Origin of the sequence: Mycoplasmoides pneumoniae FH, from assembly GCF_001272835.1 — a bacterium.
In the GTDB taxonomy this organism is placed as follows: domain Bacteria; phylum Bacillota_I; class Bacilli_A; order Mycoplasmatales; family Mycoplasmoidaceae; genus Mycoplasmoides; species Mycoplasmoides pneumoniae.
In genome coordinates, this window is record NZ_CP010546.1 from 393,589 (window position 1) to 407,985 (window position 14,397).

Here is a 14,397-nt window from a genome sequence, read left to right on the forward strand (position 1 = left end):
ATGTCTGTTACACCAATTGTTGAAGTTAAACATTTAGAAAAGGAATTTGGTTTTTGACGCAAAAACCGTATCTTAAAGGATGTGAATTTTGCCATTATGCCCGGTGAGTTCCATGCCTTTATTGGTCAAAATGGTGCGGGGAAAACTACCACCATTAAGTGTTTAATTTCATCTTATCAGCGCTTTAAGGACGAAATTAACATCGATGGCATTAGCAATAAAAACGCCAAGTCTAAGGGTGTAATTAGTTATATCCCTGAATATGCTGTGTTTCCCAAACACCTCAATACCCATGAATACCTCTACACGTTGGGTAAACTGTCAGGTTGTAGTTTGCAAACCATTAAGGAAAAGGTTGATTACTGACTAGCACGTTTTCAAATTGAACACCTCCGCTTTAAAAAGCCAAATGACTTTTCTTCTGGACAAAAGAAAAAGGTTTTATTAATCCAGGCCTTATTTAATGATCCCAAGCTGTTAATCATGGATGAGCCCACTGCTAACTTAGATCCCAAAACACGTAATGAGTTTATGGATGTGTGTTACGAACTTAATGTACGTAACAAGATGGCGGTGTTTGTTTCATCCCATATTTTGGCTGAATTGGAAAACTATTGTGATTCGCTCACTGTTATTCATGAAGGGCAAATTCTTTTTAATGGCAAAACAAAGAACATTGCCAAAGACAACTTTGGTTACCGTTTAAAGGTTAACCATTCCGATAGTTTACGTAAGTGATTAAAAGCACAAAAAATTGCTTACAAGTATTTCCCTGCAACCGATGACTTTCAAGTTGACTTAAAACAAGAGCAATCCAACAAATTTGCAGTTGAGCTTTACCAACAACCTGACTTTGAGGTATTTATTTTTGCACGACAAGGCAACTCGTTGCAAAACATTTACAATAACCTAATTGAGCAATACGAGTACGATCAAGCCCAGCGTGCTGTTGCTATCCGTGAACAAGATGAAGCTGTTTAAAAATTGAAGCGATGTTAACAACGTTAAACAACGGCAACTTTTACTAGCTTACTTCCGTTTTATCTTAAAACAGACCGTTAAATCTTGACTTTTATGAGTTACTGCTGGACTAGTACTGTTTTTACTGGCTTTAGTGCTGTTAATCATCCCCGCTTTCACCAAACAAGATCCTTTGTTTTTGTGATCACACCCAGTGGTGCAAATGTCGAGTTTAATCATTCCTTTCATTGCTCTGTTTGCCACCATTATTACCTTTCAAGTCTTTATTAATGGTTATTACAACGGTCTAGAGATCTTATTAATTACCCGCTTTTTTACTCGCGGTCGGTTATTCTTTGCTCGCTTAGCAGTCTTGTTTATTTGGATTACTGGCACGGCATTTTTAAGTGGTCTTTTTGTTAGTTTAACTGCTACTTTAGGTGCTACATCACAAACAGTTACTGACCTTGTTTTAAGCGTCTTTTTTGGAGTGCTTTTACTTAGTTTATTGTTTAGCTGTGTCTTGATTATTATCGCGCAGTTTTTAAACCGCACCCAAAGTATGTTGTTGTTACTGTTAGGGGTTTCCCTAGCTAGCTTTACAACCGTTATCTTGGCCTTTTCAATTAAGCCACCGAGTGAAAATCTCCGTGATAATAGTTACCAACCACTAAACCTAAGTCTCATCAGTAAGTCTAAGTCCAAGGGTGTCGAAAATGTCTTTACCATCATTGACTCTTCAAATGTATCCGATCCGCGCAATAAAAAGAAATCGATTGTAAAAACCAATCCGCAAGCGATTTGGGATGAATATGGGGAGAGTAGCTTCTTTCAAAGCCAGTATTACTGGAATGTAGGGTATTGAATTAACAGTCTGTTTCGGTTAAACAGCCTCAGTGATTACCGCAACTTTGATGTTAACCTCTATTTTTTAAACACTAAGCTTAATTTTGACAGGGAAGTAGATACTGATAAAATGGTCGACTTTGTTAGCTTTCGCGATCAAAGACACCTTTACTTTTTAAGTTATTCCTTTTTTATCAATACCCATAACCTGCCCACACAACCGTTACCCCGGATTCTTACTTATGACAATAACGGTGCCTTTTTAGAGAAAATAGTCCCTTCCTTTGATGACATAAAACTAGATCCACCCCGGGTCAAAAAGGTTTACAAATTCTTTAGTGACACCATTATCCAGTCCTTCCGTGATTATGAAGCGGAGGAAAAAGAAAGGCAGGAAAAGGAAGAGAAAGAAAAGGCTGAAAAGGACAATGGCAACGGCCAGGATTCCAATAAAGTTAACTCTGTCAGCACGGAGCCTAACAATAAGAATTCATCAGATGCGGATTCTAAGGATAACAATGATTCATCCGATTCCCAAGGCAAAGACTCAAGTAAGAGTAAGCCTAAGTTTAGACCTAGGCTGCCACAATTCTTTGATCGTGTTTCCATTAACTACAGTAAGTTTTCCAGTAGCTTTAACACACAACTAAAACACATTCATCAAGGACTTTCTACCCGTGATGAGGCCATGGAAATCTTTAAAGATAAGGTAGCGTTATTTTATGCCCTATCAATGGCTTATGACAACTTTACTTTCCAAAAGGACAGTGGCATTATTGATAACACTAGCTTAAACAAATTTAAAACAGAGTTTAACAAGAAGCAAAAAGAGCTAACTGAAAAAAACAAGCAAAAACAGGACGGTAAAGACCAAAAGAGTCAAAGAATGACACAAGGTGCTGATAAAGCAGTCACTGTTGAGCCAAAAGCTATGCAGTCTGAAATTGGAATGACTGATCAAACTAATGACCAAAGCAGTTCGGAAACAAAGGACAGCATGGATAGTTCAGACAGTAGTGATACTGTTGATAACACTGATGAATCAGAAGATAAACAAAGTGAAGAGGAGGAAAAGTTCGACGAGGAAATTGAGAATGCCAAAAAAATGCCTAAGGCTGAAGACGCCTTTTTTAATACTGCCTCTATCTGGTTGAGCTCACCATTTCTCTTTTTTGAAAATGGTGCAAAACGCGAACAACGATACGAAATCCATTTGCTCAATTCAAACACACAGGTTAATAACGAAATAATTAAAACTAACAGCTTTTATTACGTTAGTGGTGAACCGATTGTAGGCCAAGAAGTCATTATTGCAATGGTGCTGGTGGTAACACTAGGTCTGTTAGTTGGTAGTTTCTTCGCTTACCAAAAACGCGATATTAAGTAATTAGTTTTTCTGTAACGACCTAACGTACTTCAAGGTAATTTGGTAAGCTAGTTTTAAATCCTTTTTCGCTAGTTTAACCAAAGCGGTAATATCAATGCCTTTAGCTCACTCTTCATGAACGCGCATTGGTTCTAACTTATCCGCTAAGTAGATAATCATGTCTAGTTGACTCATCTTTTGTGGTGGTACAGTGTGGTTTCAAATAGCGCTAAAAACAGCACTATTATTTAAACCATACCAATGCTTTAAAATGTATGCACCTACATAGCTGTGTAACACCTTTCAGCTAGGGTAATCATTTACACCCGCTACTTTGGCTAATTTCTCTAATTGTGCTTGGGGTAGTTGCTTTGCTAGATCATGGTAAGCACCAGCAGTATAAGCCGTTTTACCATCGAGTTTATTTGCCACTGCTAAAGTTTTAGCTAACTGACCAACGCGCAAACAGTGTTGCATGCGCGGTTCATCTAACAGTGTTTGCAAAATGGTTTTTAGATAAATGTTGTGTTGGTGGATATAGTGCAACACCTTAGCGGGAATTTGTCGAAATTTATGACTACCAAACATTTCACTCGATGCCAAATCTAAAGGACACTTACCCAACAGTCGGACGTTAAACTGTTGTACCAATTGTTCATCAATTGGATAACCGAAACGTTCATAACAGACAAAACGACAAAGTTTTTGTAACTGCTCAATGTTATGTCATTTGGCCAACTCGCTTAATTTATCACTGCCAATTAAAAAGTACAACTCAGCATTGGGAAAGCGCTGCTTAAAGTGTTGTACTGTATTGAACGAAAAACCGTTTTGCGCTTTAATGTCAAAGTTAGATACTGCCATCTGAGGCAATGCTTTTAGCGCAACCCTTAACATTGCTAAACGTGCTTGATTAGATGCTTTAATCGGTGATTTAAAAAAGGCTTTAGCAGTTGGTACAAAGTAAAGCTTTTGTGCTTTAATGGCTTGTACAGCACGCTTAGCAATGTAGATATGCGCTTGGTGGAGGGGATCAAATGCACCACCAAAGATCACTATTTTTTTTCTCAAAGAGCTTAAATTGTTTAATTCTAACTAAAATAATCCTGATAGCTACAGCCATTTGTGCTGTCCAGGTCCATGGTAAAAAAGGAACTAGAAATTTACAACCTCTATACTTTTCAAATAGACCTCGATAAAAAGCTTTTATTTGAAAAAGCAGATAATCAACAGAATTACTCTAAGATTAGAGCTCGTTATTTTAAAAATTCTGCACGTAATCAACAAGCAGTTTTTCTCAATAAAAACCTGATTAAAAACACTTTTAATAAGGCACTGTTAAACTTCTCGGATTTTTTGAGTGGTAGTGGTGTAGAGAGCATTTTTAAGCAGGTCATTGATGATCAACCTGAAGTTTTAAACTACCTCAAACAGGTCAAAAAGGAAGATAGTTGCGATGGTCACAGCGAAGCGTCACAGTTAGTATTTAATGTAGTCATTAACCCTAAAAATACGCTCGCTAACTTCTTTGAGGAATTAACCATTTACCTCCACTTTAATGAAGAGAACAGCACAGTTGTCGGAAGCTTTTCGTTAAAGTGAAACATTAAGCGTGCCGACCTGTTTTCAGAAACGAAAAATATTGCCATTAACAATCTGATTCACACCTTCTGTAAAAACAACTTAAACGAGGTTAGCTTTATCCAGATCATTAAATGCTTTGCTAAAACACTGATTAATAAGCAAGGACAAATTGTGTTGGAGAGTTGTGCCTTTAAGCAAAAATGACAAAACATCGTGGAGCAAAAGTACCCTTTTTCCACGATTCACAAAAACTTAAAGATTGTCAATTCTGATTTCTTTGATGCTTTTTTTGTGATCTTGTTGTTAATTTGTCACCTCAATAATAACTTGTTGTGGTTGTGTGAAAAAACTGAGCACTTTGAATGAAAGCTCAACAGCAAGATTAGTAATTTCAAAGAAGATAACACTGAAGTGTACTTGTCGAAAATGCTGTTGTTTTTAAAGGACTGGTACTTTGAAAACCAAGCCGTTACTAATGAAGACATTGAAAAGGTTGATGAAGTGGAAGACATTGGTAAGTTAGTGGAAAAATACAGCGCTAATCAACCACAAAAGTTGTCTTCTAATTCAACCGTTTATGTATTTGAACCAGACAAAAAACAGTGCTTTTTAAAGAATGATGACTTTTTCAACACTAACGAAGCTAAGCTGTTGTTTTTAATCACAATGCAACCCAATGTTTTTGGTCTGGATGATACTGCCATTGCCAATGACTTAAACCTAAGGGAAATTGGTGACTTCTTTAAGGAAATTGACTTTACTGACAGCGATGTGCTCAATGACTTTCAACAACAAAAAGAAACTTTGTTAGTACGGCGTACCTTTAACCAACTGTTGTTTATGAACAGTAATACCGATGTTTTGAGTATTGTTAACAATAAGTTCAAATCAGCGATCCATAACATTGTCTGAACGATTACTTACAGTAAGGCAATTATGCTCAAGGCATTTGATTACTCCAAGATCTTTGAGCAAAACCGCACTAACGATCCTTCTCTCTTGCGTTCTAACCTCAACAGCATTAACCGGCTGCGGTATCTCAGTGAATACTTCCGTACCGCTTCAGTTAAGTATGACCAGCTGTACACCAAGGTAAAGGAGTACATGCAATTAGATCAGTTCTTAGTAGACATGATTAACCAGGTCAACCATGAAGATGAGATCTTTGGTAAATACAAGGAACGGGTTTATTTGAGTTTGGGAATAGTTACTGCTGTTGTCTTTGGTATTATTGAGTTCTTTAACTGTGTTTGAACGGTTTTAACAGTCAGTCAACAAACGGCTGAAAAAAGTTTAGCTGATCCAAGAAACACGGTAATTATTGGTATTGGTACTATCCTTGTTTTAACACTGTTAATTACCATTTTAACCTTTATGACAAGACGGCTTTACCTGTTTGAATTTAACAAGAAGCATAAATAAAGATGGAATTCAATAAGTTACAACTCAGTCACTGTATTTCCTTTTACATTTCAGACGTTTCGGAAGTGTTCTTTGAAAGTATTAACCAACACCCTAGTCGTGATTTTGTCAACAACATCCTGCAAAAGATTAAGAGCACTCTCAGTGAAGAGGAATTGGAAAAGCTCAACACCATTGAGGAAGTTACTAAGGATGAGAAAATTTTGATCATGCTCAACCATGTGTTGAAGAAGATTGTTTCTAAAACGGGTAGTTCTAGCTGTGACTTATTTCAAATAGTGAAACACGACCGCTTTAACGAGCCGGTTTACATCCAAAGTGTCAATGCCTTTGAAAACAATTTGATTAACAATGAATTTGCGGAAAGGCGGTATGACTATTTAATTGAAATTAATAAACACTCTTATTTAAGGAAGTATGTCAATGCCATTCGCATCTCCTTCTTTTTAGATTTAAGGGCGCAAATCTTGTCCGGTTCCTTTACTTTGGATGTGATTAACAAACAGTTGGAACACCAAAATAAGGAAGAGTTGTTCCAAGCGATTTACTTACGCTCCTTAATTAAGCATTTTATCTCGAACCAACCTTACCCGATTTCCTTAAATTCGTTTATTTTTGGTGATAAAAACCGTGAAAACAAGACGGTTGAAAACGACAAGCTTAGTGTGCTTAAAAACAATTGGAATCAAATCTTCTTTTCTAAGTACTTTGATTTTGTTGCCAAAAACAAAGAAGAGCGTGTTGTCGATAACAACTGCGATGAGCTGTTTTACGCCACCATGAACACGCTCTTGATTATGTTGATCATTATTGAAGAGCTCCGGGTATACTTCAACAGTAAAGAGCCAGCCTTAATCTTAAAGCTACTAGATAACAAGGTTTCACTGCGCGAAGACCCCGACCAAAATCCAGAAACTGATTTGCATGAGTTAATTAAGTTTGCTGAAAAGAATTACCTCGAAAAGGAAAAAACAAGTCGCTGACACAAAAAACGCGTCAAAAGCTTAGAAGAGTTACTAGAAGAAATTAAACAAATTAATTTAGAGACTAAAAACGAATCGTTAGCATACCCCGATGAAATTGTGGAATTAGAGTTAGATAACGTTCACAACTTTGTCTCTACTAAACAGGTTTTTCGTCACCAGTTAGACTTACAAACTTTACATGGTATAGTCATCAACCCTGAGCGCTATGGTATTGGCATGTGGAGTAACCACTTTGTCGATTGGGAGGAGTTTAAAGATTTAATTGAACAGATTACTGATGCTGAAAATGGTAGTGATCTCTATGGTTTTGAAAAGGACTTGGATGAGAGCATTTGCCAAGTTAACAAGAAGTACTTAACCTTTATTAGTAGTGACAGTAGCTCTTTCTTAATTATTAAGAATGACCAAACTAAGGTTATCTCTAATTATGTCTGGGCGCAACTGTACTTTGAAACGCGCCGGTGGATTATTAATGATATTGAATACGATCTGTATGAAAAGGGGTTTGACAAGAGCCACTTTGCTAGTAACATTGCCCTTTTAGAGAGCTTGAATTTTAACTGACTCGATCCCTTTTACGGATTGACCTCAATCAAGGAGATCATGCAAAAGATTGACAGTAAGAGTAATTTAAAAACATCGATTGCCGAAATGGTCGCTAAGTTTAAACACGAACAGCGCATCTCCAAAAAGGACAATGAGCGGGTGTTGATGATCTTTGCTTATGTAGCCGCTGCGGTAGTTGGTTTTATTAACTTTTTTTCGATGGTGTTTACCATTCTTACAGTCAGTGATCTCAATGCTGGTCTCACCCCCGCTAACATTGTTGTTATTGCAATTGCGAGCTTATTGGCCTTATTTTTAATTGTTATTGCTGTTTTATTTCGGTTTAGGTGAAAGTACATTAAGCACTAATGCAGGTTAAAGTAATTGATGAAAACAGCAATACAACCGCTGTCCTTAACTGCGCTAAAGCGAAAACGCGAGCGCTAGCTTGGTTGTGTGATACAGTACTGTTAGCGATCTTACTCGCAATTATTTACGGCATTAGTAGCATTTTCATCAAAGAACAGTCCAGTGTGTTTTTAATTATGACGGTAAGTCAAGCAGTCTTGTGGTTGACTTACTTTGTCATTTTACCGGGTTTATGGAAGGGCAAAACGCTCTTTCGTGCTTTACTGGGTTTAAGTTTACTCATCTTTAAAAAACGCTTTTGAAACCTCTTAGTGCACGAGCTTTTTCTGTGAGTATGGTACTCAGTTATCTTTCTAGCACTAGCAATTTACTTTTTTGTCAACAGGGATGATCCGAAGATACTGCAAGCTTTTTTTGATAACCAAAACAGCAATCTTAGCTGGATATTTGTCAAAATCTTGCTAAGTGTTATTAGTGTCTTACAACTAGTATTTGTGGTGTATTTCTGTTTCAGCTCCCAAAAGCAAGCGTTGCAAGATTTGTTATCTAAGAGTTTTATGGTGCAAAAAACAATTAAAGTAAAGGATTGTAAAAGTGAATTGAAGTCCACTAACACTATAAAAACGCACTCTGATTTACCCGGCGACATTGATTTAGAACAATTAGGTGATTAAGTTATGGAACATTTAAATCAGGAACAGAAAGCTGCTGTTACTTGTGATAACGGTGTTAACGTGGTGTATTCCGGTGCTGGCACGGGTAAAACAACCGTTATTGCTGAACGCTTTGCTTACTTAGTCAATGAAAAAGGCGTTAATCCTCAAAGTATTTTGGCCTTTACCTTCACTGATAAGGCAGCGAGTGAAATGCGCCAACGCATTATTAAGTTAATTCCACAAAAAAGCTTGCAGGATCTGCACATCTATACCTTTCACAGTTTTGCCAACAGGTTTTTGCAAAAACATGGCAAAAGTGACTTTGCCATCTTGAGAGATTCTAACCGCTTCTTTAGTGATTATGAAATGGGTGATCAACTACAAACAGTGGTGGAAATTTATAAAAACAAAGTAGTTGATTTAGAACTTGACAACCTAGAGTATAACTCCGCTTTTAGAGATGCTTGTACAGATACTTTTAACGAGGATTTTAGTACCATCTCCAATGGTCAGTTTCGTAAACGGGCTGCGACTGCTTTACGGGCTTACCAGAACTATTTAATTACCAATAACCTATTTGATTTTAGCGATTTAATTATTGAAACTTGCCACCTTTTAAAAGGTAATAGTGAATTGTTGCAAGCATTTACCGAAAGTGTGCATTATATCTTAGTAGATGAATTTCAAGACACTAACCTAGCCCAGTACGAATTGGTAAAGTTACTAGCTACAACTCATCCTAATCTCTTTTTGGTGGGTGATAGCAACCAGATGATTTACGGTTGGCGGGGTGCTGTTGTAGAGATCTTTGAACTTTTAAAAAATGATTTTCAAACAGTCAAAGAGTTTTATACCACCCAAAACTACCGCAGCAGCCAAGCGGTGTTAGCAGTAGCGAATGATGTACTAACCGCAATTGCTAGAAAAGAGAGGAAAGCGCTCGTGTTGTTGCACTCTAGCATTGATTCTAAAGCTGTACCGGTACACTATAAGGCCAATTCTTTGAAAAACCAAGACCAGTGGATTATTTACCAAATGAAACAGTTGCATTTAAACAATGGTGTACCTTATGATCAGATGGCGGTGTTATTTCGTAAGAATAAACACCTTGACGCTTTTAGTCAAACAGTGCTGGAAGATGGTGATTTACCTTTAGCTAAATTAAACCTTTTAACAATTCACGCTGCCAAGGGTTTGGAATTTGAGGCAGTATTTGTTTATGGCTTGGTTGAACGCGCTTTTCCTAGTTTGCACTGGGATGGAAGTGATAAGCACAAGTTACTAGAAGAAATGAAACTGTTTTACGTAGCGATTACTCGTGCTAAACAGTTTTTATTTTTAGTTTCTGTTAGTGTGGAAAGTTTCAATGCGTATTATGAGCCGTCACGCTTTTTAAAACTAATTGAAAAGGAACATTTGCAAACACAAAAGGCAGCGTACTTTAAAGAACAATTAAAGACACAGCCAAAACCAGTTAATTTGTATACAGAGACAGAAAACGCGGAAAACTTACAAAAAGCCACTGACTCTAAAAAGTGAATTATTTTAGGGGCGATTCTTTTGATAATTGTGATTATTACCGCTGTGTTAAAACTTTTTGTTGAAAATTAACATTTTATCCCTTTTTTATAACAGATTACACTAATTAAAAAAACAATCTTAAACCTAGTACTATGGCATTTAACATTAGCACTCAACTCAATAAGGAACAACGAGCCGCTGTTACCTGTGGTAAGGGTGTCAACATTGTCTATTCTGGTGCTGGTACTGGTAAGACCACCATTATTTCCCAACGCTTTGCTTATTTATTTAACCAAAAGCGAATTAATCCTAGCAACATTTTGGCGTTAACCTATACAAGGAAAGCGGCGAGTGAGATGAAGCAGCGGATTTTGGAGCTGTTACCGGAAAAGTATCATAAGGATGTCAACATTTACACCTTCCACAGCTTTTGTAGCCGTTTTTTACGTGAAGAAGGGCAAAAAAACTTTGTGATTGATGATGACTTAAGTAACTTTCTAAAAGACTTTCTCAAAGAGAGTGAACTAAAAAGTCAAAAGGTATTACAAATTATTGACGGTTTTAAAAACGCTTACTTTGATTTTGATACCAACAGCTTAAAGGATGATGAAAGATTGGTCGAGTTGTGTGAGTTTCATTTAGACCCCCAAGAGCGTAACTTTCAACTTTTCAAAGAAACCGCTATTGCTGCTTTTGTTGAATATGAAAAAGGTAAACAACAGAACAATAAAATTGACTTTGCTGATTTATTAATTAAAACTTGCACTTTACTGAGCAAAGATCACAAATTATTGCGCAAGTGATCGAAAAAATTTCAGTACATTTTAGGTGATGAGTTTCAAGATACCAACCAAATTCAGTATGAACTAATTAAGATGTTGGCCAGCCATCACCAAAACCTTTTTTTAGTGGGTGACAATAACCAGATGATTTACCGCTGAAGGGGCGCGGTTAGTGACATTATTGATTCTTTAAAAAGTGATTTTAAGGTAAGACCCGAAAACGAGTTTTACATTACCCAAAACTACCGTTGTGATCAGAACATCTTAACGGTGGCAAACTCGATTCTAGGCACCATTTATGCCAAAGAAAACCAACCTGATTCAACTAAAGGCTTTCTTTTTTCTGCCATTAAATCAAACCGGCTTCCAGTTTATTTCCAAGCCTCTTCAGTTGAAGGCCAACATTCTTGAATTATCAATAAGATTAAGAATTTACATAAAAACCATGGCATTCAATACAAAGACATGGCTATTTTGTTTCGCACCAACAGAAACATGGATTCGATGACTGAAGCGCTTGAAGCTGATGGCAGTATTCCCCTTAAGCAAAATAAGGGTTTTTTTAAACAGTTAGAGACTTTTAAAAAGGTATTAGTGGCACTCATAACTAGGTCAAACTATGACATTAAACTAGCTTTAAAAAGTTTGCGGGTTTGACCTAATGTTTTAAATAAAAGTCTCACTGTAAACGAGCAAGTGAATTTAGATAAAATCTTGCAAAACTTAGAGCAAGCCATTTTTTTAGATGAGCATACTCGGGGTGAGTTGACGGAAGCTGCTAAAGTTTTTACGCGTTTAATTAAGTTTGTTGAAGAACAACAGTTTGAAGCTTTATTAGCCTTTACTTTTGAGGCATTAAATACTGATCAGTTTGTCTGCAACTTTATTTTTAGAACATTGCAAAAACTGCAAACTGAAAATAAAAACTTCACCATTACCGATTTTATTAACGAGTTAAGGTTCCAACAAGATGAGTTAAAGCAGTCCAAAGATAATGTGATTAATTTAATTACAGTGCACTCTGCTAAGGGCTTGGAATTTGAAGCTGTCTTTATTTATGGGATCAATCAAGACAACTTTCCGCTCAAATCGAAGAATCAAATAATAGATCTACAAAGAGAATTGGATGAACTACGCCTTTTTTATGTGGCCTTGACAAGGGCAAAGAAATACTTGTTTTTACTTTCAGTTTATCAAATGAGTGGTGAAATTATTTACCCCTCTAAATTCATTCGTTTTATCAATAAAGAGGATAGACTAGAAATTGCCACCATTAACCATAAAGTTCACCAGGATGATGAATTCTTCGATTCTTCTAAAACAGAAGACTATCAAAAAAAGTATTTAACAGAAAATACGGATTTTGTTAATGGTGACTCTGTTAGCCACCGTACTTATGGTAAGGGCGTTGTTGTTGAAGTTAGAGAAGATGCAGTCTGTGTCGCTTTTAAAAACAGTAAGTACGGACAGAGGTGAATTGTTAAAAATCACCGTGATTTGGTGAAGGCTGTGTATTAGTTATGATCTGCTATTAAAAAAGAAATTGTAATAATAAAAATGAACAAGTTTTTACCAATTTAATAACTAAAATTAAAATCCTTATTAATTGTTAGTAATAACAACTTTCAACATAACTAAATAACTAAACTCACTATATCATGGAAAAGAAACGTACTGAACAACGTAATGGCGTTGAAAAGAAGATTTGAGAAATAGCTGATAAATTAAGGGGAACCATTGATGGATGGGACTTTAAAAGCTATGTTTTAATTGGTCTTTTTTACCGTTTTCTTTCCGAAAACCTATGCAAATATTTTAACGATTCTGAAAGAAGGAATAATCCTGATTTTAGTTACGAAAATTTAACAGATGATTATGAAGCAATTGATGCATTAAAAGATGCTGCCATTGCAAGTAAAGGCTTTTTTATTAAGCCATCTCAGCTTTTTCAAAATGTTGTTAAAAGTATTCGTGAAAATAAAAATAACGAAGATCTAAATACAACTTTGCGCGATATCTTCGATGATATTGAAAAGTCTACTGAACTAGGTGATGGAAGAAGTAAAGAATCCTTTAAAGGTCTTTTCAAAGACTTTAATGTTTCTGAGGTTAAGTTAGGTTCTACTTTAACGATCCGAACAGAGAAATTAAAAGAACTTTTAACAAGCATTGACACAATGGAGCTCGATGAATTTGAGAAAAATTCTATCGATGCATTTGGTGATGCATATGAGTTTTTAATTTCCATGTATGCACAAAATGCTGGAAAAAGTGGGGGTGAGTTTTTTACACCCCAAGATGTATCTGAACTTCTCGCTAGAATTGCGATTGGCAAAAAGGACACCGTTGATGATGTTTATGACATGGCTTGTGGCAGTGGTTCTTTACTTTTACAAGTAATTAAAGTTTTAGGTAAAGAAAAAACTTCACTGGTTAGCTATTACGGTCAGGAAATAAACCACACAACTTACAACCTTTGTCGGATGAATATGATTCTCCACAATATTGATTACGCTAATTTCAATATTATTAACGCTGATACTTTAACAACGAAGGAGTGGGAGAAGCATTACGTAAATTGCTCAAATGAAAATGGGTTTGAAGTTGTGGTTTCCAATCCACCATATTCCATTAGTTGAGCTGGTGATAAAAAATCCAATTTAGTAAGTGACGTTCGTTTTAAAGATGCAGGGACATTGGCACCTAATTCAAAAGCTGATTTAGCTTTTGTTTTACATGCTCTATATGTATTAGGTCAAGAAGGTACAGCAGCAATTGTTTGTTTCCCTGGAATCTTGTACCGTGAAGGTAAAGAGCAAACCATTAGAAAATACCTAGTTGATCAAAACTTTGTTGATGCAGTGATCCAATTACCAAGTAATCTTTTTAGCACAACATCAATCGCTACTTCAATTCTTGTTCTCAAGAAAAATCGTGATAAAAAAGATCCCATTTTCTTCATTGATGGTTCTAACGAATTTGTTAGAGAAAAGAAGAATAACCGCTTAAGTCCAAAAAATATTGAAAAGATTGTTGATTGCTTTAATAGCAAAAAAGAAGAAGCTAATTTTGCAAAGGCGGTTGAAAGGGACAAAATTAGGGAATCTAACTACGACCTTACAGTAGGTAAATACGTAAACTCAGAGGCTGAAAAGGAAGAATTAGATATTAAGGTTTTGAATCACTCTATTGATGAAATAGTAGATAAACAAAAAGATCTAAGAACTAAAATTAAGGATATTATTCAGGATATCAAAGTAGATTTTGACAACATTGATATTAATAACTAGTTGATAATAAAGCAATTCTTTGTTAATTTACAAGAATTTAAAAACTAATAAATTAATTTCATTATTGTT

Annotated in this window: 9 protein-coding genes; 8 read left to right on the forward strand and 1 reads right to left on the reverse strand. The window is 36.0% G+C overall.

The features are described 5' to 3' along the window. Complete coding sequence (locus tag F539_RS01885; RefSeq protein WP_014325466.1) at positions 1 to 981, forward strand: ABC transporter ATP-binding protein; 981 nt, start codon at positions 1 to 3, stop codon at positions 979 to 981. Next, positions 968 to 3,193, forward strand: coding sequence for an ABC transporter permease (locus F539_RS01890; protein ID WP_014325467.1), 2,226 nt, complete (start codon positions 968 to 970; stop codon positions 3,191 to 3,193). The genes F539_RS01885 and F539_RS01890 overlap by 14 nt, the downstream gene beginning before the upstream one ends. Here F539_RS01890 and F539_RS01895 read toward each other — a convergent pair whose 3' ends face one another. Continuing rightward, the gene (locus F539_RS01895) at positions 3,194 to 4,243 is read right to left on the reverse strand and encodes a nicotinate-nucleotide adenylyltransferase (RefSeq protein WP_014574948.1); all 1,050 of its coding nucleotides are present in this window, start codon (positions 4,241 to 4,243) and stop codon (positions 3,194 to 3,196) included. A 69-nt stretch (positions 4,244 to 4,312) separates the two neighbouring features. Here F539_RS01895 and F539_RS01900 point away from each other — a divergent pair, with 69 nt between their 5' ends. The 6 genes from F539_RS01900 to F539_RS01925 all read left to right on the forward strand — a co-directional run bounded on the left by F539_RS01900 (position 4,313) and on the right by F539_RS01925 (position 14,328). Next, positions 4,313 to 6,178 carry an MPN337 family protein gene (locus F539_RS01900; protein WP_014325469.1) on the forward strand — a complete coding sequence of 622 codons (1,866 nt, stop codon included), beginning with the start codon at positions 4,313 to 4,315 and terminating at the stop codon, positions 6,176 to 6,178. Between the two features lie 2 nt (positions 6,179 to 6,180). Beyond that, positions 6,181 to 8,079, forward strand: a complete 1,899-nt coding sequence (locus F539_RS01905; RefSeq protein WP_014325470.1) for an MPN338 family protein — start codon at positions 6,181 to 6,183, stop codon at positions 8,077 to 8,079. Continuing rightward, positions 8,079 to 8,753: an RDD family protein gene (locus F539_RS01910; protein ID WP_014325471.1), complete on the forward strand. Its 675-nt coding sequence runs from the start codon at positions 8,079 to 8,081 to the stop codon at positions 8,751 to 8,753. Before F539_RS01905 ends, F539_RS01910 begins: the two co-directional genes overlap by 1 nt. Positions 8,754 to 8,756: 3 nt before the next feature. After that, positions 8,757 to 10,346, forward strand: coding sequence for an ATP-dependent helicase (locus F539_RS01915; protein ID WP_014574950.1), 1,590 nt, complete (start codon positions 8,757 to 8,759; stop codon positions 10,344 to 10,346). Positions 10,347 to 10,408: 62 nt separating this feature from the next. Further along, on the forward strand, positions 10,409 to 12,556 hold the full coding sequence (locus F539_RS01920) for an ATP-dependent helicase (RefSeq protein WP_010874697.1): 2,148 nt from the start codon (positions 10,409 to 10,411) through the stop codon (positions 12,554 to 12,556). Between the two features lie 140 nt (positions 12,557 to 12,696). Beyond that, complete coding sequence (locus F539_RS01925) at positions 12,697 to 14,328, forward strand: type I restriction-modification system subunit M (RefSeq protein WP_014325473.1); 1,632 nt, start codon at positions 12,697 to 12,699, stop codon at positions 14,326 to 14,328. Positions 14,329 to 14,397: the final 69 nt, after the last annotated feature.